The organism is Rhodobacter sp. TJ_12, assembly GCF_020023995.1.
GTDB lineage: Bacteria > Pseudomonadota > Alphaproteobacteria > Rhodobacterales > Rhodobacteraceae > Rhodobacter.
The window spans coordinates 91,668-114,195 of record NZ_NRRD01000014.1 but is presented as its reverse complement, the minus strand read 5'-3'; the positions used below and the strand labels follow the sequence as shown (position 1 = coordinate 114,195).

The 22,528-nt window shown below is 63.4% G+C and carries 22 protein-coding genes; 8 read left to right on the top strand and 14 right to left on the bottom strand.

The genetic code is table 11. From position 1 onward, the window contains the following. The first annotated feature begins 47 nt into the window (after positions 1–47). Entirely contained in the window at positions 48–794 is a 747-nt protein-coding gene (locus CKO11_RS11450; protein WP_223638603.1) for a DsbA family protein, read from the top strand. Positions 795–890: 96 nt separating this feature from the next. Here CKO11_RS11450 and CKO11_RS11445 read toward each other — a convergent pair whose 3' ends face one another. From CKO11_RS11445 to hemA, 5 genes are all read right to left on the bottom strand, one after another. Next, positions 891–2,840 (bottom strand): methyl-accepting chemotaxis protein, encoded by a 1,950-nt coding sequence (locus CKO11_RS11445; RefSeq protein WP_223638600.1) that lies wholly within the window; start codon positions 2,838–2,840, stop codon positions 891–893. Positions 2,841–3,062: 222 nt separating this feature from the next. Further along, positions 3,063–3,524 (bottom strand): NUDIX hydrolase, encoded by a 462-nt coding sequence (locus tag CKO11_RS11440; RefSeq protein ID WP_223638597.1) that lies wholly within the window; start codon positions 3,522–3,524, stop codon positions 3,063–3,065. Positions 3,525–3,623: 99 nt separating this feature from the next. Continuing rightward, a complete protein-coding gene (gene ispG, locus CKO11_RS11435) occupies positions 3,624–4,745 on the bottom strand; it encodes a flavodoxin-dependent (E)-4-hydroxy-3-methylbut-2-enyl-diphosphate synthase (protein ID WP_223638594.1) in 1,122 nt (373 codons plus the stop codon). A gap of 128 nt (positions 4,746–4,873) precedes the next feature. Continuing rightward, a complete protein-coding gene (locus CKO11_RS11430) occupies positions 4,874–6,088 on the bottom strand; it encodes a helix-turn-helix domain-containing protein (protein ID WP_223638591.1) in 1,215 nt (404 codons plus the stop codon). Positions 6,089–6,194: 106 nt separating this feature from the next. Beyond that, complete coding sequence (gene hemA, locus CKO11_RS11425) at positions 6,195–7,424, bottom strand: 5-aminolevulinate synthase (protein WP_223638588.1); 1,230 nt, start codon at positions 7,422–7,424, stop codon at positions 6,195–6,197. A gap of 235 nt (positions 7,425–7,659) precedes the next feature. Here hemA and CKO11_RS11420 point away from each other — a divergent pair, with 235 nt between their 5' ends. Further along, a complete protein-coding gene (locus CKO11_RS11420; RefSeq protein ID WP_223638586.1) occupies positions 7,660–9,036 on the top strand; it encodes a M20/M25/M40 family metallo-hydrolase in 1,377 nt (458 codons plus the stop codon). A gap of 207 nt (positions 9,037–9,243) precedes the next feature. Here the strand turns inward: CKO11_RS11420 and proB are convergent, their stop codons facing one another. The 9 genes from proB to CKO11_RS11375 form a co-directional block, all read right to left on the bottom strand. Further along, positions 9,244–10,347, bottom strand: coding sequence for a glutamate 5-kinase (proB, locus tag CKO11_RS11415; protein WP_263298462.1), 1,104 nt, complete (start codon positions 10,345–10,347; stop codon positions 9,244–9,246). After that, entirely contained in the window at positions 10,347–11,372 is a 1,026-nt protein-coding gene (gene obgE / locus CKO11_RS11410; protein ID WP_223638580.1) for a GTPase ObgE, read from the bottom strand. Before obgE ends, proB begins: the two co-directional genes overlap by 1 nt. Positions 11,373–11,531: 159 nt before the next feature. Next, positions 11,532–12,071, bottom strand: a complete 540-nt coding sequence (locus CKO11_RS11405; RefSeq protein ID WP_223638577.1) for a GNAT family N-acetyltransferase — start codon at positions 12,069–12,071, stop codon at positions 11,532–11,534. A 192-nt stretch (positions 12,072–12,263) separates the two neighbouring features. Continuing rightward, positions 12,264–12,533, bottom strand: coding sequence for a 50S ribosomal protein L27 (gene rpmA / locus CKO11_RS11400; RefSeq protein WP_223638573.1), 270 nt, complete (start codon positions 12,531–12,533; stop codon positions 12,264–12,266). A gap of 6 nt (positions 12,534–12,539) precedes the next feature. After that, complete coding sequence (gene rplU, locus CKO11_RS11395) at positions 12,540–12,989, bottom strand: 50S ribosomal protein L21 (protein WP_076483410.1); 450 nt, start codon at positions 12,987–12,989, stop codon at positions 12,540–12,542. Between the two features lie 244 nt (positions 12,990–13,233). After that, on the bottom strand, positions 13,234–13,500 hold the full coding sequence (locus tag CKO11_RS11390; RefSeq protein WP_223638571.1) for a DUF333 domain-containing protein: 267 nt from the start codon (positions 13,498–13,500) through the stop codon (positions 13,234–13,236). A 60-nt stretch (positions 13,501–13,560) separates the two neighbouring features. Continuing rightward, positions 13,561–15,381, bottom strand: coding sequence for an ABC-F family ATP-binding cassette domain-containing protein (locus CKO11_RS11385; RefSeq protein ID WP_223638567.1), 1,821 nt, complete (start codon positions 15,379–15,381; stop codon positions 13,561–13,563). Positions 15,382–15,451: 70 nt separating this feature from the next. Continuing rightward, a complete protein-coding gene (locus tag CKO11_RS11380; RefSeq protein WP_223638563.1) occupies positions 15,452–16,213 on the bottom strand; it encodes a GNAT family N-acetyltransferase in 762 nt (253 codons plus the stop codon). A gap of 107 nt (positions 16,214–16,320) precedes the next feature. Then, positions 16,321–16,797, bottom strand: coding sequence for an outer membrane protein assembly factor BamE (locus tag CKO11_RS11375; RefSeq protein ID WP_411742015.1), 477 nt, complete (start codon positions 16,795–16,797; stop codon positions 16,321–16,323). A 139-nt stretch (positions 16,798–16,936) separates the two neighbouring features. On the opposite strand from CKO11_RS11375, the gene CKO11_RS11370 reads away from it, so the two are divergent. From CKO11_RS11370 to CKO11_RS11345, 6 genes are all read left to right on the top strand, one after another. Beyond that, positions 16,937–17,512, top strand: a complete 576-nt coding sequence (locus CKO11_RS11370; protein WP_223638560.1) for a YceD family protein — start codon at positions 16,937–16,939, stop codon at positions 17,510–17,512. A 187-nt stretch (positions 17,513–17,699) separates the two neighbouring features. Continuing rightward, positions 17,700–17,906, top strand: a complete 207-nt coding sequence (rpmF, locus tag CKO11_RS11365; RefSeq protein ID WP_223638557.1) for a 50S ribosomal protein L32 — start codon at positions 17,700–17,702, stop codon at positions 17,904–17,906. A 146-nt stretch (positions 17,907–18,052) separates the two neighbouring features. Further along, positions 18,053–19,129, top strand: a complete 1,077-nt coding sequence (plsX, locus tag CKO11_RS11360) for a phosphate acyltransferase PlsX (RefSeq protein WP_223638613.1) — start codon at positions 18,053–18,055, stop codon at positions 19,127–19,129. Beyond that, a complete protein-coding gene (locus CKO11_RS11355) occupies positions 19,126–20,100 on the top strand; it encodes a beta-ketoacyl-ACP synthase III (protein WP_223638554.1) in 975 nt (324 codons plus the stop codon). Before plsX ends, CKO11_RS11355 begins: the two co-directional genes overlap by 4 nt. Before the next feature lie 159 nt (positions 20,101–20,259). Next, positions 20,260–20,562, top strand: a complete 303-nt coding sequence (gene ihfA, locus CKO11_RS11350; protein WP_223638530.1) for an integration host factor subunit alpha — start codon at positions 20,260–20,262, stop codon at positions 20,560–20,562. Positions 20,563–20,636: 74 nt separating this feature from the next. Beyond that, positions 20,637–22,528, top strand: a 1,892-nt coding sequence (locus CKO11_RS11345; RefSeq protein WP_223638528.1) for a MerR family transcriptional regulator, incomplete at its 3' end; no start/stop codon positions are given.

Sequence of the window (22,528 nt, the reverse complement as noted above, 5' to 3'; positions counted from 1 at the left end):
GGTGCCCCGGACCCGCCCGCCCCTTGGGCACTTTTCAGGATGATCGCATGACCCGTTTTCCGCTTGCCGCCCTTGCGCTGACCACCGCCCTTGCGGCCCCCGCACAGGCGCTTGATCTTGGATCGATGAGCGCCGCTGAGAAACAGGATTTCGGCGCGGCGGTGCGCGATTACCTGATGGAAAACCCCGAAGTTCTGGTGGAAGCGATCAACAAGCTGGAAGAACGCCAGCAGGCGCAAGCGGCCCAGAATGACAAGATGCTGGTGCAGACCAATGCACAGGATATTTTCGATTACGCGGGCGATTGGGTGGGCGGCAACCCCGACGGCGATATCACCATGGTCGAATTCATCGACTATAAGTGCAGCTATTGCAAAAAGGCCTATGAGGTTGTGGATGAGGTGCTTAAAGCCGACAGCAACATCCGCTTTGTGGTCAAGGAATTCCCGATCCTGTCGGATCAATCGGTGCTGGCGGCGCGCTTTGCCGTGGCGGTGAAACAGGTCGCGGGCGATGAAGCTTATGAAGCCGTGCACAATGACCTGATGGCATTTCGCGGGGATATGACCCTCGAAAGCTTGTCGCGGTTGGCCGAGACGCACGACATCGACCCGGAACCGGTGATGGATCGGTTGAACACCGAAGAGGTTACCGCCGTGCTGCGCACCAATGCGCAACTGGCTGAGCGGATGGGCATTGCCGGCACCCCGGCCTTTGTCGTGGGTGGCCAATTGCTGCGCGGCTACGCGCCGACCGAGGCGATGCAGCAAATCATCGCCCAAGAACGCGGGTAAGGCCGGGGCGCGCGGCCCGCATTGGGTGCACCAAGATAGTCAAAGGGTGCCCCGCCGGGCGCCCTTTTTCAGTTTTGAACCGCTTCAGACCCCGCGTTACGCGGCCGCGGGCTGCGCCATCGGCGCGGGCGTGTTGGACGACAGCGCGAAAACCGCGACCGCCTCGGACAGGCCATCGACCTCTTGGCGCAGCGCATTCGTGGCGGCACTCGTATCTTGGAACATCGCCGCATTGTGCTGGGTCACCTGATCCAGATCGGTGACCGCCGAATTGATCTCGACCAAGGTGCTGGCCTGTTCGGAGGCCGAGGTCGCAATTTCGCCGACCCGGCCCGAAATCTCTTCGATCGAACCAAGGATCGAGGTCAGCGCGCCGCCGGTTTCCTTGACGTATTTCACCCCGGTCGCGACATGCTGGCCCGCGGTTTCGATCAAAGTATTGATCTCGCCCGCCGCTTCCGACGACCTTTGCGCAAGCGCGCGCACCTCGGTGGCGACCACGGCAAAGCCACGCCCGGTTTCACCCGCGCGCGCCGCTTCCACGCCCGCATTCAGCGCCAGCAAATTGGTCTGGAATGCGATCTCTTCGATCACCGAAGAAATCTTTGAAATCTCGCCCGACGAGATGCGGATCGCCTCCATCGCATCAACGGCGAAAGTGGCAATTTCACTGCCTTTGCTGGCGTTGACATGGGCTTCCTTAGACATGGCATTCGCTTCGCCGGCATTTTTGGACGCCGCCTGCACCGACGCCACCAGTTGGTTCATCGCGGCGGCGGTTTCTTCCAGCGTGGCGGCCTGCCGCTCGGTGCGCTGCGCCAATTCATCCGAAGCCGCGCTGATCTGGCTGGTTTCGCTGCGGATCGACGTGGCATTGGAAATCACCGTGGCCAGCGCCTCGCGCAGGCTGGTGATCGCGGCATTGAAATCGGTGCGGATCACCTCGTAAGCGCCGGTGAAGGGCGTGGGGATGGTGCTGGTCAGATCGCCTTGCGAAAGCTGTTTAAGCGCGCGGCCCAAAGCCTCGACCACCGCTTGTTGCTGGGCGGCATTCTCGGCCCGCTCCGCCTCGGCCTGCGCGCGCAAACGCTCCCGCTCGGCGGCGTCTGCGGCTTCGCGCTCATGGGCGGCTTTTTCTGCCGCCGCTTCCTGGGCAAGCTGGGTTTGGCGTGCCGCCTCGGCCTGCGCCCGTGCCTCTTCTTGTTCCGCACGGGCCTGCGCGGCGCTTTCCTCCAGTTCCGCATTGCGCTGCAAACCAACGCGGAAGCTGTCCACCGATTGCGCCATTTCCCCGATTTCATCCGCTTTGGCGGTATAGGGGATCGGCGCGGCAATATCGCCTTCCGACATGGCGCGCATACGCGCGTTCAACCCCTTGATCGGCTTGGTCACACTGCGTGCGATGGCCCAGCTCAACAGCGACAAAAGCACAATCCCGACCCCGAACACGCCCAAGGCCGTGTTGCGCAAGGTGGCAATCACAGCTTGCAGATCCTCGATATAACTGCCCGTGGCGATCACCCAGCCCCATTGCGGGAAGTCCCGCACAAAGCTCATTTTCGGGATCAACGTATCCGGCCCGCCATTGGTGCCCGCCCGCGCGGTGCTATACATCACGATGCCGCCGCCCTTGGACTGCGCCACATCGACCATGTCGCGATAAAAGAAGACACCATTGGGGTCTTGCAGCCCCATCTGGTTTTCACCGATCCGGCTGGGCTTGGTGCCATGGGCCACGACCACCGCATCATGGTCAAAGGCGAACAGATAATTGCCGTTTTCGTAGCGCATCGCGCTGAGCAAGGCGATCCCCTCGGTCTTGGCCGCCGCAAGCGTCAGCTCCCCCGCTTCGACGCGACTATCCAGCGCGGCCAATTGGCTTGCCGCCAGATCGACCACATCGGCAAGGTTCTTTTCGCGCATCGCATAGACGTTGTTCACGGAAAGCTCATACATCGTGCCAGCGATCGCCGCGCTGGCCAGTATCGAGGCGAAAACAATGGAATAGATACGCGCACCAATTTTCAAAGACGAGATGAACCGCATGAGGGGGGGCTTTCTTAGGTTAGTCGGTGCACCCTAGGATCGTTTGCGTTAACACTTCGTGCTTGGACATGCGGAATGCTTTGGGGCAAGCCCGTGATAGAACGAATATTTTTATCCAATTTGACGCCTCTGCCCGAGCTGAGGAAATTGCCCGAAAATGGCGTTTTGCGGTGTCGCCCGCGCTTTCCCAATGACATCGCCTCTTTGCGTAAGCGCGCTGCGTCAGCCGAGCCTTTGTGCGGCGAGCGCCGCGCCCTGTTGCGCCACCGTCAAGACATCGCGGCTGAGCGGCAGCACACCGCTTTCAAGCGCCGACAGAGCCACCCATCGCGCCTCCAGCGCGTCATCGCCCGCGACCGGCGTGCCCGTGACCCAAGAACAAAGCACAGCGACCAAAACATAATGGTAACGCAATACGCCGCTGTCATCGTAATCAAAGGCATCCAGCGCGGCAAACACCCGGTCCGCACGCGCTTCGATGCCGGTTTCCTCGCGTAGCTCGCGCAAGGCGGCATGGTCCAGCGGTTCACCCAGATCGACTTTCCCGCCAGGAAACCCCCATTTGCCCGCATCGGGCGGGTTCGCGCGGCGCACAAGCAGCACGTGATCGCCCCGCACCACTGTGGCGATTACCGCGACACGCGGGGCCAGCGCGGCAGGGGCGGTGTCGCAATTCGCAGACATGTCCCGCCCCCTGTGCCTTCGACCCTGTGCCTTCGACTTTGTGCAAATATCCCGCGGGTGAATTGGCCGCAGGCCAAGAGGGGGCCGCGCCCCCTGCCCTTATTCGGCGGCTTGCTCGGCAGATTCCAGTTCTGCCGCGCGGGCCTCGACCAGACGCACGATTTCATCGACCATCTGATCGTTCGTCATCTTGTGGCTTTGCTTGCCCGCCATGTAAATCATGCCCGAGCCCGCGCCGCCGCCGGTGAAGCCGATATCGGTCATCAGCGCCTCGCCCGGCCCGTTCACCACGCAGCCAATGATCGACAGGCTCATCGAGGTTTTGATGTGCTCAAGCCGTTTTTCCAGCGTTTCCACGGTTTTGATCACGTCAAAGCCTTGGCGCGCGCAGGAGGGGCAAGAAATGATCTGCACGCCGCGCGTGCGCAGGCCCAGAGATTTAAGGATCTCATAGCCAACTTTCACCTCTTCCACCGGATCGGCCGACAGGCTGACGCGGATCGTGTCGCCGATGCCGGACCACAAAAGGTTGCCCAAGCCCACGGCGGATTTTACCGTGCCTGCCATCAGCCCGCCAGCTTCGGTGATGCCAAGGTGCAAAGGCTTGTCGGTGGCCTCTGCCAACGCGCGGTAAGCGGCGGCAGCCAAGAACACATCCGAGGCTTTGACCGAGATTTTGAACTCGTGAAAATCGTTGTCTTCGAGGATCTTGATATGGTCGAGACCGCTTTCCAGCATCGCCTCGGGGCAGGGCTCGGCATATTTGTCGAGCAGGTGCTTTTCGAGCGAGCCTGCATTCACGCCGATGCGCATCGAGCAGCCATGGTCTTTGGCGGCCTTAATCACTTCGCGCACGCGCGAGGCATCGCCAATATTGCCGGGGTTGATGCGCAGGCAGGCCGCGCCCGCCTCTGCCGCCTCGATCGCGCGTTTGTAGTGGAAATGGATATCCGCGATGATCGGCACCGGGCTTTCGCGGCAGATTTCCTTCAAGGCTTTGGTCGCCGCCTCATCAGGGGTCGAAACGCGCACGATATCGGCGCCGACATCGGCGGCGCGCAGCACTTGATCCAGCGTCGCCTTCACATCGGACGTGTCGGTGTTGGTCATCGTCTGCACCGCGATCGGCGCATCGCCGCCCACGGGGACCTTGCCCACCCAAATCTGACGCGAGGGGCGGCGCGCGATGTTACGCCACGGACGGATGGGATTGTGCGACATGAGAGGCCTCCGGTTCGTTGACCAACACATAGGTCAGCCGCTGCGCAAGGGCAACGGACGGGTTGTCGCTTCCAGCTTATGCGGCGCGAAAATGACAGGGCTGTGATGGCAGCTTGGCGCGCGGCCGATCAGTCGCCCAAAGTGCCCGAAGCATCGGCCACGGCAACAAGGTTGGCAAGGTCGCGATCGGCGGCCAGATCGGCCACGGCATAGCTTTCGCCAAGCACGTCGGGCGACAGGACGATATTCTTCGTCACCGCGCCTTTGGCGCCCACCGGGCCATGCGCCACGCCGTTGACCGCAAAGTAAAGCGCGCCCGATTCCCCCGTGCGCAGCTTCGGCGGTTCTTCCAGTTTCGGCACGGCGAATTGCTCGCCCGCATCCATCACCTTTTCATAGATGACAGAGCCATCCGAGGCGGTGATCCGCACCCAAGACGGGCGCACCGCCAAAACAACGACTTCCGACGCCTCTTCGCCCAGCGTGCGCACCATCGGCGTGGCCGGATCGGTGCCCGTTACGGGCAAAGCATCATGGCGCGTTTGTGCCATCAGCACCGGCGCGGCGGGCGATGTGGCGGGCGTATCGGCGGCCAGCAGCCCCGCCTCGCGCGGGTCAATCGCGGCAATCGGACCGTCCCGCGCGATCAGCACCGGCGTGTCCAGGGCCGAGGGACGATACAGACGGTCAAAGCTTTCGGTCGTGGGCGCTTGCGGCAGCGTATCGGCGCGCGCGGTCTGCACCGGGGCGACCGACTGCAACGGATCGATTTCCGCAACAACGCCGGGGGCCTGATCGACCGGGGCCAGTTGCACCCGCTGCACCTCTTGCAAAACGGACCAGCCGCCATAGCCGATCCCGCCCGCAACCAACAGAACCACCGCCAATGACCCTACGGCACGCGGGTCGATCTTGGTCCAGAACGGCGCTTGCTTGGGAATGAAGGAGGCGTTCGGATTGGCGAGCGACTCGCTCAAATCGGCGGGGCGGCGCTGCGGTTTCGGGCCCGAGGCGGCCGCGGCCAAGCCATGCGTCGGCTCAAAGCCCGCCTCAAGGCAGAACCGCTCAAAAGCCCAATCTGGATCAATGCCCAGATAGCGCGCGTAAGAGCGCACGAAACCCGCAATGAAAGACGGCGATTCAAAGGCCGAAACATCGCAGTTTTCAATCGCCGCGATGTGAATAGCCTTGATGCGCAGCTCGCGCTGCACATCAAGAAGGGATCTGGCAAGGGTGGCGCGTTCGCCGCGCAGAACATCCCCAAGGCGCAATTCGAAGTCGTCAAAGCCCTTGGGCCCAGCTTCAACTTCTTGCGTCGAAGGTTTGCCCTTCCACTTGATCATGTGCCTGTCCCGCCCCAGAAGGTGTTATCCCGATTCGAGCCTGTTAGCGCGAATTCCTTGAGAAAGACCTACCACAACCAGAGCGGGCTTGCACCCGTAGAAGTGATCAGGCGACCGCTTCGGCACGATTCAGCGCACAGCGCGCCCAAAGCGCATCCATCGCCTGCACGAGCCCGTCGATCTGCCCCAGATCATGCACCGGCGAGGGCGTGAAGCGCAGACGCTCAGTACCGCGCGGCACGGTCGGGAAGTTGATCGGCTGCACATAGACGCCGTAATCGCTCAGCAGCATATCCGACACCGCCTTGGTGTGGACGGGGTCGCCGATGACCACCGGAACGATGTGGCTGCCATGATCGATGATCGGCATGCCAAGCGCTTTCAGGCGCATTTTCAATTCCTTGGCGTGCAGTTGCTGCATGTCGCGCAGCTTCTGCCCCTCGGCGGTTTTCAAGAACGCGATCGAGGCGCGCGCGCCCGCGGCAATCGCCGGCGGCAGCGAAGTCGAGAAGATGAAGCCCGGCGCGTAGGAGCGCACGGCATCGACCATTTTCGCCGAGGTGGCGATATAGCCGCCGAACACGCCATAGGCTTTGGCCAGCGTGCCGTTGAAGATATCGATCCGGTCCATCAAGCCATCACGCTCGGCCACACCGGCGCCGCGCGGGCCATACATGCCCACGGCATGCACTTCGTCGATATAGGTCAGCGCGTTGAATTCATCGGCCAGATCGCAGATTTCTTTGATCGGGCCAAAGTCGCCATCCATCGAATAGATCGATTCGAAGGCGATCAGCTTCGGCGCGGCCGGGTCATCGGCTTCGATCAATTCGCGCAGATGCGCCACGTCATTGTGGCGGAAGATCCGTTTCGGGCCTTGGTTGCGCTTGATGCCTTCGATCATCGAGGCGTGGTTCAGGCTGTCGGAATAGATGATCAGGCCGGGGAACAGAACGCGCAGCGTCGAAAGCGTGGCGTCATTGGCGATATAGGCCGACGAGAACACCAGCGCGGCTTCTTTTTGGTGCAGATCGGCGATCTCGGCTTCCAGCGCCTTATGATAGGCGGTGGTGCCCGAAATGTTGCGCGTGCCGCCCGAGCCCGCGCCCACGGCCTCCAGCGCTTCGTGCATCGCGGCCAGAACAACCGGGTGTTGGCCCATGCCCAGATAGTCATTGCCGCACCACACGGTGATGTCTTGCTTGGCGCCATCGGGGCGATTCCATTGCGCTTTCGGGAAAGCGCCTTTCTCGCGTTCGATATCAATGAAGGTCCGGTAGCGGCCTTCGTCATGCAGCCGTTGAATCGCTTTGTCGAGCGCGAGATTGTAGTCCATTTCCATCACCCCTGGCTTCTATGCACTTGGTTGTGTGTTGCCGGGTGTCGGCTCATCGGCCCTGATCCGGCATCGATAGTGTTAAACCGGCTTGGCAAAAAAAGGGAGAATTAAATTGTCGCATCTAAGTGCATAATTATGCCAACTGGCCCGTTTTTTATGCAAAGTCTGTTTTTCGCGCGCTCTGGCCCTTCTGGAAAACGGTTGATACGGTTCACCATGAAGGAGACTACCCATGACGCTTGACGCCGTTCTTTCCCGTATCGATGACGCCCTGCCCGAGTCCTGTGACCGGCTGATGGAGTTGTTGCGCATCCCCTCGATTTCCACCGATCCCGCCTATGATGGCGATTGTGCGCAAGCGGCCGCTTGGCTGGTGCAAGAACTCAAGGCGCTTGGCTTTTCCGCCAGCACCCGCCCCACGCCCGGACATCCGATGGTGGTGGGGCGCCATGCCGGTGAAGGCCGCCATATCCTGTTTTACGGCCATTACGATGTGCAGCCGGTTGACCCGCTGGAGTTGTGGGACCGCGACCCGTTCGACCCGGTGCAAGAAAACGGCCCCAACGGCCCGGTGATCCGCGCGCGCGGCGCTGCCGATGACAAGGGCCAGTTGATGACCTTTCTGGAGGCCTGCCGGGCGTGGAAAGATGTGCATGGGGTGTTGCCGGGCAATCTGACGATTTTCTTTGAGGGCGAAGAGGAATCCGGCTCGCCCTCGCTGATCCCGTTCCTGCGCGAAAACAAGGATGAGCTGTCGGCCGATTTGGCGCTGATTTGCGACACCGGGCTGTTTGCCGATCAGACCCCGGCCATCGTCACTATGCTGCGCGGGCTGGCGAAGGTGGAATTCACCATCCAAGGCGCGACCAAAGACCTGCATTCGGGCATGTTCGGCGGCGTCGCCATGAACCCGATCCGGGTGCTGACACGCATCCTTGGCGGCTTGCATGATGAAAATGGCCGGGTGCAGGTGCCGGGCTTTTACGATGATGTGGCCGAATTGCCCGAAACGGTGGCCGCGCAATGGCAAGGGCTTGGCTTTGACCATGCGGCCTTTCTTGGGGGCGTCGGGCTATCGACCCCGGCGGGCGAAGCGGACCGCACGCCCCTTGAGCAAATCTGGTCGCGCCCGACCGCCGAGATCAACGGCATCTGGGGCGGCTATACGGGCGCGGGCTTCAAGACCGTGCTGCCCGCACAGGCCAGCGCCAAGGTCAGCTTCCGGCTGGTCTCGGGCCAAGACCCCGCAAAAATTCTGCCCGCGTTCAAAGCGTGGATTGAGGCGCAATTGCCGCCCGATTGCGCATTGATCTGGAAAGAGCCCGAGGGCAGCCCCGCCTCGGTGATGGAGATCACCGATCCCGCCTTTGACGCCGCGCGCGCCGCGCTAAGCGAAGAATGGGACCGCCCCGCCGCCTTTGTCGGTTGCGGGGGCTCGATCCCGGTGGCGGGCTATTTCAAGGAGTTTTTGGGCATGGATGCGATGCTGATCGGCTTTGGCCGCGACGATGATCAGATCCATTCCCCGAACGAGAAATATGATCTGGAAAGCTTCCACAAGGGCATCCGGTCTTGGGCGCGCGTCCTTGACCGGATCGCGCAGCAATAACCGGCCCCAACCGGCGCGGGGGGCGCTGCCCCCCCTCTTGCCTACGGCAATTCACCCCCCGGGATATTTTGACAAAGTCGAAGGCAGGAAGGGCGGCCCCCGAAACGGGCCCCTGTGTTTAGCGCCGAAAGGTGCGTCGACTTTGCGTAAATATCCCGGGGGGCGTCCTGAAAGGACGGGGGGCAGCGCCCCCTGCCCCGCCTCAAGTCAGCCCAGCACCATATCATCGCGGTGCAACAGCACCGCGCGGCCCGGATAGCCCAGAATGCTTTCAATCTCGCCCGAGCGATGCCGCGCGATCTTGCGCGCTTCTTCGGCTGTGTAGCGCACCAGCCCCTTGCCCAGAACCGCGCCATCGGGGCCCGCAATCGTGACCGGCTCGCCCCGGCCAAAACGGCCCTGCACCTTGACCACGCCCGCCGGCAAAAGCGATTTGCCCGCGCGCAGCGCGCCCACGGCGCCCGCATCTACCATCACCTCGCCGCGCGGTTTCATCGCCGCGATCCAGCGTTTGCGCGCGGCCTGCGGATCGCCCTCGGGAAAGAACCAGGTGCAGTTCGCCCCTGCGGAAAGCGCCTGCAACGGACGCAGCACCGAACCTTCGGTGATCGCCATGGCGCAGCCCCCCGCCACAGCGGTTTTCGCGGCCAAAAGCTTGGTCTTCATCCCGCCTTTCGACAGGCCCGAAATCGGATCGCCCGCCATCGCCTCGATCTCGGGCGTGATCTTTTCGACCAGATCAAAACGGGTGGCGCTTGGGTCTTCTTTCGGATTGGCGGTGTAAAGCCCGTCGACATCGGACAAAAGGATCAACTGATCCGCCCCCACCGTCACCGCGATTTGCGCAGCCAGCCGGTCGTTGTCGCCAAAGCGAATTTCATCGGTCGCCACGGTGTCGTTTTCATTGACGATCGGCACCACGCCCAGCGACAAAAGCGTTTCCATCGTCGCACGCGAATTCAGATAGCGGCGGCGGTTGTCGGTATCTTCGAGCGTCACCAGAACCTGCCCGGTGGTCACGCCATGCGGGGCCAGCACCTCTTGATAGGCGCGGGCAAGCTGGATTTGCCCCACCGCGGCCGCGGCTTGCGATTGTTCAAGCGCCAGCGCCCCGGCGGGCAGACCCAGCACCCGCCGCCCCAGTGCGATCGAGCCCGAGGAGACCAAGACCACATCCGTTCCGCGCGCCCGCGCGGCGGCCACATCTTCGGCCAGCCCCGCCAGCCAATCCGAGCGCAGACCCGCCGCATCGACCAAAAGCGCCGAGCCGATCTTCAGCACCAACCGCTGCGCCGCCTCGACGCGCGGCATCACGGTTGCCACGGTTGCACCTCTTCTTCATCGCGGCGGTCTTCGGAGATTTGCGCCCAAAGCGCGCGCAGCACCTCGTTCACGCCCTTTTTCGACACACCCGACATGGTGATCACCGGCCCGCCCGAGGCCTTTTCCAGCGCGCGCTTGCGGCTTGATAAGGTCTTGCTATCCAGCGCATCGGCCTTGTTGAGCACGGTCACGCGCGGCTTTTCGAACAACGCCTCGGAATAGGCTTCCAGCTCGTGGATGATGGTGCGGTAATCCTTGGTGATGGTGCTCGACGTGCCATCGACCAGATGCAACAGCACCGAACACCGCTCCACATGGCCCAAAAACTGATCGCCCAGACCGCGCCCTTCGGAGGCCCCCTCGATCAGCCCCGGAATATCGGCCACCACAAATTCGCGCCCATCGACCCCCACCACGCCAAGGTTCGGCACCAAGGTGGTGAACGGGTAATCGGCAATCTTGGGCCGCGCATTCGACACTGCCGAAAGGAAGGTGGATTTGCCCGCATTGGGCAGACCCAGAAGCCCGGCATCGGCAATGAGTTTGAGCCGCAGCCACAGCGTGCGCTCCACCCCCTCTTGCCCCGGATTGGCATGGCCCGGCGCGCGGTTGGTGGAGGATTTGAACCGCAAGTTCCCCCAGCCGCCATTGCCGCCCTTGGCCAAAAGCACGCGCTCGCCCACCTCGACCAGATCGGCGATCACGGTCTCTTCGTCTTCATCGAGGATCTCGGTGCCCACCGGCACTTTCAAAACGATATCCTCGCCATCCTTGCCGGTGCGCTGGCTGCCCATGCCATGCTGACCGGTCTGGGCAAAGAAATGCTGCTGGTAGCGGAAATCGATCAGCGTGTTGAGCCCTTCGACCGCCTCGGCATAGACCGAGCCGCCCTTGCCGCCATCGCCGCCATCGGGGCCACCGAATTCGATGTATTTCTCCCGCCGGAAGCTGACGCAGCCCGCGCCGCCGCCGCCCGAACGGATATAGACTTTCGCAAGGTCGAGAAATTTCATCGCCATGGCCCCTTTCGCAAGGCGCCCGTTTACGCCCGTGACGCGCATTTCGCAAGCGGCGCATTGGGGACAAGCCGCCCAAAGCCCTTCGATATCTGGGCAAAGATGCACAGATCCCGCAACCGCGGGTCTGGGGAGGGGTGACCCCTCCCGAAAAGATTAGTCGAGCTTTTTCACATAGGTCCAGGTGGGCACGCGGGCATTGCGCGCCACCGACCAGCTTTCGGCATCGCCCAGATAGGCGAATTCGTTGTGGGTCAGGACCCGTGCCGAGCCGGGATTGTCTTGGAACACTTCGGCCATCAGCGTGCGCGCGCGATGCGGATTGGCCGCGATCAGCGCCGCCACCGCCTCGGAGGCGAAACCGGTGTTCCAAAACCCGGGCCCGACCCAGAAGCCGACCTCGGATTGATTGTCCTCAAGCCGGGTCAGCGAGATCACGCCCAGAACCTCGGCCAGACCATGATCCGAGCCATCCAGCACCCAAACATCTTCGCTGCGCCCCTCGGCCAGCGACCGGGCGATGAAATTTTCGGCCGCGCCGGGCGGCAAGGGATGCGGGATCGCGCGCGTGCCCTCGGCAATGCGTTTGTCGGCGGTATACATCGAAATCAGCCCGGCATCCGAACGCCGCAAGGGGCGCAAGATAAACCGCTCGGCTTCGATCACCGGCTGCGCGGATATGGTCGTTTGAAACATCGCGTTCTCCTCAAACGCTGGCCGTTCTGGCCCTAATCAAGAAACAAAACGGTTCCATGACAAGCTGTGCAGCCCGTGGACCGTTTTCAACTGCGACCGCTTGCCCCGCTCTCCCCCAAGCGCTTGGCAAATGGAAAGGGGGACCGGCCTTTGCGCCGATCCCCCCATTTTTTTTCATCGGGTTCGTTCGGCTTACTCTGCGGCCTCCGCGACCGGGAGAACCGAAACAAAAGTGCGGCCCTTGAGGCCCTTGCGATAGGAAATCTTGCCATCGACAACGGCGAACAGGGTGTGGTCCTTGCCCATCATCACGCCTTCGCCGGCCCAAACTTTGGTGCCGCGCTGACGCACGATGATGTTGCCCGGAACAGCCGTTTGACCGCCGTAGAGTTTCACGCCGAGGCGACGACCCGCAGAGTCGCGGCCGTTACGCGAAGAACCGCCTGCTTTCTTGTGTGCCATGGGGAATTACTCCTGAGCTTCAGCGGCTTTTTTCGAAGCGCGCTTCGGTTTCGCGGGGGCAGCTTCGGGAGCCGCAGCGCCATGCAGCGCGCGACGCACCGAGGCGGTGCCGACGGCTTCTTTGACGCCCGATTTATCGGCGCCCGAGGCCAGCACTTCGGTCACGCGCAGCAGCGTCAGTTGCTGACGGTGGCCACGGGTGCGCTGCGAAGAGTGCTTCCGGCGACGTTTGTGGTAGGTGATGACCTTGTCCGCTTTGATCGTATCGATCACTTCGGCCACGACGGCAGCGCCTTCCACGGTGGGGGCACCGACGGTGAGCGTTTCGCCACCGACCATCAGAATCTCGTTGAACTGGACTTTTTCACCAGCCGCGGCGGCAATCAGTTCCACGCGGAGCACGTCGCCCGCTTGAACCTTGTATTGCTTGCCGCCCGTTTTGAGGACCGCGAACATGCGTTCTTCCTTGTGTCAGCCGCGCCCTGTGGCCCCCAGATGGGTGTTGCCGGGTTGCCCCGCCTCGGACAGCGCGCCCCTAGGGGCGTTGTTGCATAAAGTGCCCGGCCCAGAGAGGTCTCTGCGCCAAGTCCGCGCCTTATCTATGTGTGGGGCCGCTGTGTCAAGAAGTTTCGGGCGTGACCTGTCGGGGCCTAACGCCCACCCCTCGGAAAGCACGGGTGGCATCGGCGCTAGGCCACTGTCAGACCGGGGCCGCTTCGCCAAGGTCGAGCGCCTCGGGGCGGTGATGTTCGTTGTAATATTCCCATTCACCGACCTTGCGCCCATCGGGCAGCGCGCAAACCGCATCATCGCCCGGATTGACGCCCGCCACCACGGTGCCGCCCTGTTCCACACAATAGGCAGAGGCGGGATTGGCCAGCCCAACAGGCGTGTCTTCGGGCGACGTGGTCTCGGTGCAGGCGGCCAGTGCCGCCACCGGAAGAACAAGGCAAATCAAGCGTTTCATGGCAACCTCCGATGCGTCAGGCTAACATGGCGCAAGGCCGGTGCAGAGGCCCGCAACGTGTTAAGACCCGGCCTTTTCCTCTAGCGTAAGCCATTCTTCTTCGGCCGCGCTCAGCGCCGCTTCGCGTTCCACCAGCATCTCTGACGCTTTGGCGAATTTCACCGGCTCGCGGGTGAACAGATCGGCATCGGACAAAAGCTCGTGCAGTTTGGCGATTTCGCGCTCAAGCTTTTCCATCACGCCGGGCAGTTCTTCCAGCCGGTGCTTTTCGGTGAAGGTCAGGCCCGCTTTTTTCGGCGTGTCCTTCGGCGTCTCTTTCACCGGCTCGGCCTTTTTCGGCGCGGGTTTTGCGGCTTCGGGCGCGGGGGCGGTCAGCGCCTGTTGCGCCTGATAATCGGACCAGCCGCCCGCATAAACCGTGGCGCGGCCATCGCCTTCCATCACGATGGTGGTGGAGGCGACCCGGTCGATGAAATCGCGGTCGTGGCTGACCAACAGCACCGTGCCATCATATTCGCCCAAGATGTCTTGCAAAAGATCCAGCGTTTCCACGTCCAGATCGTTCGTCGGCTCGTCGAGCACCAAAAGGTTCGAGGGTTTCGCCATGATCCGGGCCAGCAACAGCCGCGCGCGTTCGCCGCCTGACAGCGAGCCAATCGGCGCGCGCGCCTGCGCCTCATCAAAGAGAAAGTCCTTAAGATAGCCTACCACGTGCTTGGGCGTGCCACGCACCATCACTTGATCAGAGCGGCCCGAGACGCGCATCTCCGGGTCATTCACCAGCCCGTCCCACAGCGTCATCTCAAAATCAAGCGCAGAGCGGGTCTGATCAAAGACCGCCATTTCCAGATTGGTGCCGTGTTTCACCGTGCCCGCATCGGGGTCCAACTCGCCCGTCAGCATTTTCAAAAGCGTGGTTTTGCCCACGCCATTGGGGCCCACAAACGCCACCCGATCGCCGCGCAAAACCCGCAGGTCGAAGTTTTTCACAATCGGCTTGTCGGCAAAGCTTTTGGCAAGGCCCTTCGCCTCAATCACCCGCTTGCCCGATTGCTGGCCGCTTTCCAGCTCCATCGCGGCGGTGCCTTGGCGGCGGATTTGGCTTGCCCGTTCGGCGCGGAGCGCTTGCAGCGCGCGCACCCGGCCCATGTTGCGCTTGCGCCGCGCCGAGATGCCCTCGACCGCCCAACGGGCCTCGGCCTTGATCTTGCGGTCTAGCTTGTGGCGGGCGTCATCTTCAGCGGCCCAAGTTTCTTCGCGCCAATCTTCGAAATGCTCAAAGCCCTTTTCCATCCGGCGCACCTCGCCCCGGTCGATCCACAAAACGGCGCGGGTCAAATGGCGCAAAAAGGCGCGGTCGTGCGAAATCAGCACATAGGCGGTGCGGGTATCGCGCAGATAGTCCTCAAGCCAGCCAATCGCCTGAATATCAAGGTGGTTGGTGGGCTCGTCGAGCAGCATCAGTTCCGGCGCCTCGGCCAACAATTTCGCCAAAGCCGCGCGCCGCCGTTCGCCCCCCGAAGCGGTGGAAACCGGGGCGTCGGGGCGGAATTTCAACCCCTCGGCCACCATCTCGACCTTGTAACGCTCGCCCTCGAGCAGGCCAGAGGCGGCGAAATCACCCAAGGTCTCAAAGGCGCTCAGATCGGGCTCCTGTTCCATATAGCCCACGCGCGTGCCCGTGGGCACAACGCGGGTGCCGTGATCGGCCTCGATCAACCCGGCCATCACCTTCATCAGGGTGGATTTGCCCGAGCCATTACGGCCCACAAGCGCGACCCGGTCGCCGTCTTGCACCGTAAGATCCAACCCGTCGAAAACGGGATTGCCGCCAAAGGTGAGCGAGATCGAAGAAAGCTGTAACAGAGGTGCGCGTGCCATATGCCTCCGCTAGCCGGGCCGCGCGCAAAGGTCAACGGGGCACTGCCCCCGGCGCCCCGCTTGACGGATGTCAGCCGGCCACCAGCCTCAGCGCGCGGGCGCGGGCGGGGGGGATCGCGCCAATCTCCAACCCGGTGAACACATGCAACGTGCCAAGGTCGTCATCGACCACCGCATGGTCGCTGACCCAGCCGCCCATCCCCAGATAGGTGCGCAAAAGCGGCGGCATCTTCAGCATCGCCTGTTTCGGATCGCCCTTGCGGCCCAAAAGCTGGCGCGCATAGCGGATCACCTTGGGCGCCTTGACCCGCACCCGCCAGCGCCGGGGCGCCAGATGCCGCTCGGCCAAAAGCGCGAATGCATCGGTATAGCTGTCAAAATCGGTGCTCAGGAAAGAGGAACAGCCAAACAGCATCTCGATTCCTTCGGCATCGACGAACCGCGTCACCGCCCCCCAGGCAAGGCGCAAAATATCGGGGTCACGGCACTCCGGGTCGATACAGAACCGCCCCATCTCGACCATCTTGCCGGGATATTCCGCAAGCGGGCTCAGGTCGTAAAACTGCGCCGAATAGCTGCGCTCCAGCTCTGCACCACTTTGCAACGGCATCAGCCGGAAACAGCATACCAGACGCCCGGTGCCGGTTTCCTCGACCAGCACATGGCGGCAGGTCTCATCAAAGGGGTCGGCATCGCGGGCTTGTGTCTGCGCGCCCTCGGCCCGGCCCCGATTGGCCAGAAAAGCCCGCCAGCGCAGCGCCTGTGCGGCCGCCACATCTTCGGTGGTAAGCGCGAATCGTGCCGCATAGCGGCCCTTGGATAGTGAGAACATCGGGTCCCCCTTGGCCTTGTCGGGCGCAATTTACGCCAAAGCCTTGACAGCGAAAAGACAGTCGCCCTCGGGCGTGCTGCGACGCAGCGCCTCGTTGGGCGCAGCGCTTAATCGCCGGTCAAAGTGCCCGCAGAAACCCGCCCGATCGAGCCCAGAAGCTCGCGTACCACGCTGATGCCCTTGATGTTCGTCTTGGTCACGCGGCGCGACAAAACGACGACTTCGCCATCTTCGAGCCCATACCGCTCGACATTGGAGACCACGCCCGCCTCGTCAAAGCTGACGGCGACAACTTCGCGTTCAATCTCTTCGGGGGCGCGGGCGCCGTAATGTTTCCAGCGCGATCCGACATAGAACCAACCCGCCCCTTGCAACAGCCCGCGCGTGGAGGGACGGCCAATCGCATAGGCCACATCTTGCTGGGTGCTTTTGCCGACCTCGACCTGCGCCAGATCTTCGTCGTTCGGCACATAGCCGTGATTGCGATAGATCGCAGAACAGCCTGCCGTGACCAGCATCGCCGCCAAAACGGCGGATAGGGCGATCTTTTGCGCCAAACGCTGCGCCGCGGTCTTGCTGCTCACCCTATCCCCCTTGCCTCATCTTTCCGGGCCTTCTATCCCGCTTACAACAGGATGTGCCAGCCCTCAAGCGCTCTGACGCGCAGGCTGGCCCACAAACCCGCCCGCCCACCGCAAGACCGCCGCAAGACCGGAGCCCGAGATGACCGACACCGCCCCCCTGCCCTTTGCCCATCCGCTGCGCCCCGCCGATCTGGCCGGGCGCAAACCGACCCGGTTCGATATCGCCCCCAAGGCTGCGGAGCTGACCGCGATTGCCGAATGGGCCGATATTACGGCGGTTACCGCGCTGCGGCTCAAGGGCGCGCTGATGCCGCAGGGGCGCAACGACTGGCTTTTGGAGGCGCGGCTCACCGCGACGGTGGTGCAGCCCTGCGTGGTAAGCTTGGCGCCGGTCACGACCGAAATCGCCGAGGATATCCGGCGCGTTTACATCGCCGATATGGAAACGCCCACCGGCGAAGAGGTGGAAATGCCCGAGGATACCGATTCCGAGCCGCTACCCGACCGGATCGATCTGGGGGCGGTGCTGCTTGAAGCGCTGGAACTGGCGCTGCCGCTTTATCCGCATGCTGCGGGCGCCGAAGACGTCGCGATGCAGGCCACGCCCCCCGGCGCCGAACCGATCCGCGACGAAGACACCCGCCCCTTCGCCAATTTGCGCGCGCTGATGGGCGGCAAAAGCGATGAAAACACCGGCGGCGACGACCAAGGCTGAGGCGCTTTTTGCGGCGCCTTGGCACAGCCCGGAAAAAGGCTGTAAAAAGGGCTTGCAACGGGGCAGAAACGCAGTATGTTCCCGGCCTCATTCGAGTTGAGGGTTCGCACCCGGTCCGGCATTGCCTACCGTGACGAAACCCGAGGAAAAACAGGGCACTACGCCCCGCAAAACCGAGGTTAGACACATGGCTGTCCCGCAGAACCGAGTCACGCGCTCCCGCCGCAACATGCGCCGTGCGCATGATGCCCTTACCGCCGCCAACCCGGCGGCTTGCCCGAACTGTGGCGAGCTGAAGCGCCCGCACCACGTTTGTGGCGCTTGCGGCCATTACGACGACCGCGAAGTGGTGGCGCAGGCCACCGAGGTCGATCTGGACGACGACGCGGCGTAAGCCGGTCCCGCGCCATGGCCAAATTGCCCGAACAGGAGCAGACCGCGGCCAATGCGCAGGGTGACAAGACGTCAAGCATAAAGCCCAAGGGTCGCGCCAGCGTGACCACGGCGCCGGAACTTTCCGGCGCCTTTTCGTCTGACACCATGTCAGACGCGCAAATCGTGATCTCCGTCGATGCGATGGGCGGCGATCGTGGGCCTGCTGCGGTGCTTGATGGTGTTGCCCTCGCCGCCCGCGGCAACCCGAGCCTTCATTTCCTCGTGCATGGGCGCGAAAGCGAGCTTGTGCCGCTTGTCGCGGCCCGCAAGCTGACCGAGCGTGTCACGCTGCGCCATGCCGAGGATGTGGTGACGATGCACGACAAGCCCTCGGCGGTGATGCGCTCGGGCAAAGGCACGTCGATGTGGTCCGCGATCGAAGCGGTCCGCAATAAAGAAGCCCATGTCGCCGTGTCTTGCGGCAATACCGGCGCCTTAATGGCGGTGTCGATGTTGCGGCTGCGCAAGATGCCCGGCGTCGACCGGCCTGCGATTGCCTCTTTCTGGCCGTCCAAGAACCCGTCTGGCTATAATGTCATGCTTGACATGGGGGCGGATGTGCGGGCCGATGCGGCCGATCTGCTGACCTATGCGCTGATGGGCGCCTCTTATGCGCGCAATGCGCTGGGGCTAACGCGCCCGCGTGTCGGGTTGCTCAATGTCGGGACCGAGGAACACAAGGGCAATGCCGAATTGAAGGCCGCCCATGAAATGATCTCGGAGGCGCAGCACAACGGCGATTTCACTTTTGTGGGCTTCGTTGAGGGCAATGACCTGCCCGGCACCCGCGTCGATGTGATCGTGACCGATGGGTTCACCGGCAATATCGCGCTGAAAACCGGCGAAGGCACAGCGAAATTCGCAGGCGAATTGATGCGCGAGGCCTTTACCTCGGGCGTGATGGCGAAAATCGGTGCGCTTTTCGCGATGCGCGCGCTGAACAAGCTTAAAGCCAAGATCGATCCGCGCCGCGCCAATGGCGGCGTATTCCTTGGGCTGAACGGCACAGTGGTCAAATCGCACGGCGGCGCCGATGCCACCGGCGCGGCGGCGGCCATCGAACTGGCCGCACGGCTGGCGGGCTTGGGCTTTGTCGACCGGCTTGCGGCGCGGGTTGCCCTTGCGGCAGCAACCGGGCAGGATGCCGCCACGCATGCGGCAGGGGACGAGACAACAAAATGACGATAAGATCCGTGGTCCGGGGTGTTGGCCACTATTTGCCTGAGCGCGTGGTCGAGAATGCCGAATTCGAAGCGACGCTGGAAACCACGGATGCTTGGATTCGCACCCGCACCGGGATCGAGCGGCGCCATTTCGCCGCCGAGGGCGAAACCACCTCGCAACTGGCGATCCATGCCGCGCGCACCGCGCTGATCGATGCGGAAATGAAACCCGGAGAGGTGGATGCGATTGTCGTGGCCACCTCCACCCCGGATTTCACCTTCCCTTCGGTCGCGACCATGGTGCAGGCCGGGCTCGGCTGCGCCAATGCCTTTGCCTATGATGTGCAGGCGGTCTGCGCGGGCTTCATTTTCGCGCTGGCCAATGCCAATGGGCTGATCCTGTCGGGCCAGGCGCAGCGCGTTCTGGTGATTGGCGCCGAGACTTTTTCGCGGATCATGGATTGGGAAGACCGGGGCACTTGCGTGCTGTTTGGCGATGGCGCAGGCGCGCTGGTGCTGGAGGCCGCCACCGGCACCGGCACCGCCAATGACCGGGGCATTCTTTCCACCGATCTGCATTCGGACGGGCGCTACCGCGAGCTGCTTTATGTCGATGGTGGCGTGTCCACCAATGGGCAGGCCGGGCAGTTGCGGATGCAGGGCAATGCGGTCTTCAAACATGCGGTGCAGAAGCTTTCGGACACCGCGCATAAGGCGCTTGCCAAGCTTGATATGACGGGCGACGATGTCGATTGGATCGTGCCGCATCAGGCAAACCTGCGCATCATCTCGGCCACAGCGGAACGCATGGGCGTGCCGATGGAACGTGTGGTGGTGACGGTGCAAGATCACGGCAACACCTCGGCGGCCTCGATCCCGCTGGCGTTGTCGGTCGGGCGGGACCGTGGGCAAGTGAAAACCGGCGATCTGATCGTGACCGAGGCCATCGGCGGCGGTCTGGCCTGGGGCGCAGTGGCGCTGCGCTGGTAAGCAAACGCGCCGCCCCGGCGGGAAAGAATCACCCGCCCGCAGGTGCAAAAGGTTAGAATCGTAGAAAAACACCGTCTCAACACCGGCTCGCAAGTCATTGATATTGACTCGGGAATATGTTGCGCCCATCGTGATCAAAATCACTCCGGGGGGACTGATATGTCGGAAAAGACTCTCACGCGTATGGATCTGAGCGAAGCGGTGTTTCGCGAGGTTGGGCTGAGCCGCAACGAATCTGCACAGCTTGTTGAAAGCGTGTTGCAACATATGTCCGACGCGCTGGTGCGCGGCGAGACGGTGAAGATTTCGTCTTTCGGCACCTTCTCGGTGCGCGACAAGGCCTCGCGGATGGGGCGCAACCCCAAAACCGGCGAAGAGGTGCCGATCAGCCCCCGGCGGGTGCTGTCCTTCCGGCCCTCGCATCTGATGAAGGACCGCGTGGCCGAAGGCAACGCGCAGTAAAGAGTATCGCCCGGTCGGGGCAGAACACCAACGAGCCCCGACAGGGACGCCCCAGAAAGGGATGAACGCGGCCGATGACAAAATCTGCCGAGGCCTTCCGCACGATTACCGAAGTCTCTGAGCTTCTGGACACACCCACCCATGTGCTGCGGTTTTGGGAGACCAAATTCGCGCAGATCAAGCCGGTGAAACGCGCTGGCGGGCGGCGCTATTACCGGCCCAATGACGTGGCACTGATTGCGGGCATCAAACAGATGCTGCAAGGCGATGGGCTGTCGATCAAAGAGGCGCAGGCCGCCGTGCGCAAGCAAGGCGTGAAAAAGGTCGCCGCCCGGGGCAACGACTGGCTGGCCGCCACCGAAAGCGCCCCCGAAAGGGAGAGCCAAACCGCACAAGAACGCATCGCAGCAAGCGCGCAGGCGCCTGCCCCAGAGCCCGCCTCTGAGCCCCTGTCAGAGACCCGCGAAGATGCCAGCACAGCACCGCAGGCGGGCATCCCCGGCGATCTGGCGCCCGATCCTGCCGCCGATGCGGCGGTCGATATGGTGGCCGAGGCTGAGGGCGGGCAGACGGCCGAAAGTGCTGCCGAGGCAGAGCCTGTCCTTGATGCAGAGGGCGCAGAGACCGCTGCGCATTCCGGGGACGCGCCCTCGCCTGCCGAAGACCCCGCGCCGGTCGCGCCCGAAGACTTTTCGACGCCCGCACCAGAGGCCGACGGGGCGGTCGACGCCGAGGCCGATACCGTCTTTGACAGCGCGCCCGAAACGGACGACACCGAAGCGCCGCTGGACGAGGCAGCCCTCGCCGCGCCCGACGATGCGCCCGAATTTGGCCCCAATACGCTGCCCGAGACGGACATCGAGACCGACGCGGCCTTTGCCCCGCCACCGACCACCCCGCCAGACCCGCAGCCCGAGGCCGAGCTTGCGCCTGAGACCGAAGACCGTGCACAGGCAGCGCCGGACGACGTTCTGCCCGAGGTCAGCAGAGATTTTGGTGATCTGTCCGCGCCCGAGCCTGAGGGCGTGACACCGCCCACCGAGGCAGAGGGCGATCCGGACCCCGCCGAGATCAGCCCCGAAGAGGCAGAGGCCTTGGCGGCGGCACAGGCCGCGCTGGAGATGGCGCGCAGCGAAGCCGCAGCCGTGCGCGCCGAATTGCAACGCTTGCGCGCCGAGGCCGAGGCGATCCGCGCCGCCGCGCGCGCCGCGCAAGACGACCCCGACACCCCGCCGCCCGCCCTGCCCGTGCTGGATGCCGGGTTGCGGCTACCTGTGGAACCGCGCGCCGATGACGCCGCCGCCCGCGCCGGGGAAAAGGCGCTGGATGCCGCGCTAAGCGCGACAGAGCCACCGCCCGCGCCCGCCCCGCGCAAGGACCGCAAGCCGCCTTTGGGCTTTGAAGCCGTGATTTCCGAAATCGTTTCCGAGGCGGTGGCCGAAGCGCTGGTGGATGCGACGCTGGCGCAAGAGTTGGACGAAGGCGCGGAAGAGACCGACACGCCTGAAATCGCGCTCGACGCGGCGGCAAACACGGCGGCGGACACGGCGGATGCGCCAGCAGCCCCCGCACCGGATGCGGCGGCAGAGGAGGAACGCCCGGCGCTTGCGCCGAAAGAGCCCGAGAGGGAAGAACCCGAGACGGAAACGCTTGCGACGCAAGCGCCGGAGCCCGACGCGGCACCCGATCAGACGATGCCGCCCCAAACAGAGGGCGTAAGCGCAGAGCCGCCCGAAAACACCGCCTATGACCTCGTCTTTGGCCGCATGCCCGAAATCGCGGCCCAGGTCGCGGCGGAAACCGAAACGGCGGAAACGGAAGCAACGCACGCGGCCGAGGGCACCTCTGCTGCGCCGCAGACCGACCGAACTGAGGCTGAGGCTGAGGCTGAGGCTGAGGCTGAGGCTGAGGCTGAGGCTGAGGCTGAGGCTGAGGCTGAGGCTGAGGCTGAGGCTGAGGCTGAGGC

Bases quoted from the DNA above. Each gene is read 5' to 3' on its own strand.
- CKO11_RS11450 (WP_223638603.1), top strand. From the start codon at position 48: ATGACCCGTTTTCCGCTTGCCGCCCTTGCGCTGACCACCGCCCTTGCG.
- CKO11_RS11445 (WP_223638600.1), bottom strand. From the start codon at position 2,840: ATGCGGTTCATCTCGTCTTTGAAAATTGGTGCGCGTATCTATTCCATT.
- CKO11_RS11440 (WP_223638597.1), bottom strand. From the start codon at position 3,524: ATGTCTGCGAATTGCGACACCGCCCCTGCCGCGCTGGCCCCGCGTGTC.
- ispG (WP_223638594.1), bottom strand. From the start codon at position 4,745: ATGTCGCACAATCCCATCCGTCCGTGGCGTAACATCGCGCGCCGCCCC.
- CKO11_RS11430 (WP_223638591.1), bottom strand. From the start codon at position 6,088: ATGATCAAGTGGAAGGGCAAACCTTCGACGCAAGAAGTTGAAGCTGGG.
- hemA (WP_223638588.1), bottom strand. From the start codon at position 7,424: ATGGACTACAATCTCGCGCTCGACAAAGCGATTCAACGGCTGCATGAC.
- CKO11_RS11420 (WP_223638586.1), top strand. From the start codon at position 7,660: ATGACGCTTGACGCCGTTCTTTCCCGTATCGATGACGCCCTGCCCGAG.
- proB (WP_263298462.1), bottom strand. From the start codon at position 10,347: ATGCCGCGCGTCGAGGCGGCGCAGCGGTTGGTGCTGAAGATCGGCTCG.
- obgE (WP_223638580.1), bottom strand. From the start codon at position 11,372: ATGAAATTTCTCGACCTTGCGAAAGTCTATATCCGTTCGGGCGGCGGC.
- CKO11_RS11405 (WP_223638577.1), bottom strand. From the start codon at position 12,071: ATGTTTCAAACGACCATATCCGCGCAGCCGGTGATCGAAGCCGAGCGG.
- rpmA (WP_223638573.1), bottom strand. From the start codon at position 12,533: ATGGCACACAAGAAAGCAGGCGGTTCTTCGCGTAACGGCCGCGACTCT.
- rplU (WP_076483410.1), bottom strand. From the start codon at position 12,989: ATGTTCGCGGTCCTCAAAACGGGCGGCAAGCAATACAAGGTTCAAGCG.
- CKO11_RS11390 (WP_223638571.1), bottom strand. From the start codon at position 13,500: ATGAAACGCTTGATTTGCCTTGTTCTTCCGGTGGCGGCACTGGCCGCC.
- CKO11_RS11385 (WP_223638567.1), bottom strand. From the start codon at position 15,381: ATGGCACGCGCACCTCTGTTACAGCTTTCTTCGATCTCGCTCACCTTT.
- CKO11_RS11380 (WP_223638563.1), bottom strand. From the start codon at position 16,213: ATGTTCTCACTATCCAAGGGCCGCTATGCGGCACGATTCGCGCTTACC.
- CKO11_RS11370 (WP_223638560.1), top strand. From the start codon at position 16,937: ATGACCGACACCGCCCCCCTGCCCTTTGCCCATCCGCTGCGCCCCGCC.
- rpmF (WP_223638557.1), top strand. From the start codon at position 17,700: ATGGCTGTCCCGCAGAACCGAGTCACGCGCTCCCGCCGCAACATGCGC.
- plsX (WP_223638613.1), top strand. From the start codon at position 18,053: ATGTCAGACGCGCAAATCGTGATCTCCGTCGATGCGATGGGCGGCGAT.
- CKO11_RS11355 (WP_223638554.1), top strand. From the start codon at position 19,126: ATGACGATAAGATCCGTGGTCCGGGGTGTTGGCCACTATTTGCCTGAG.
- ihfA (WP_223638530.1), top strand. From the start codon at position 20,260: ATGTCGGAAAAGACTCTCACGCGTATGGATCTGAGCGAAGCGGTGTTT.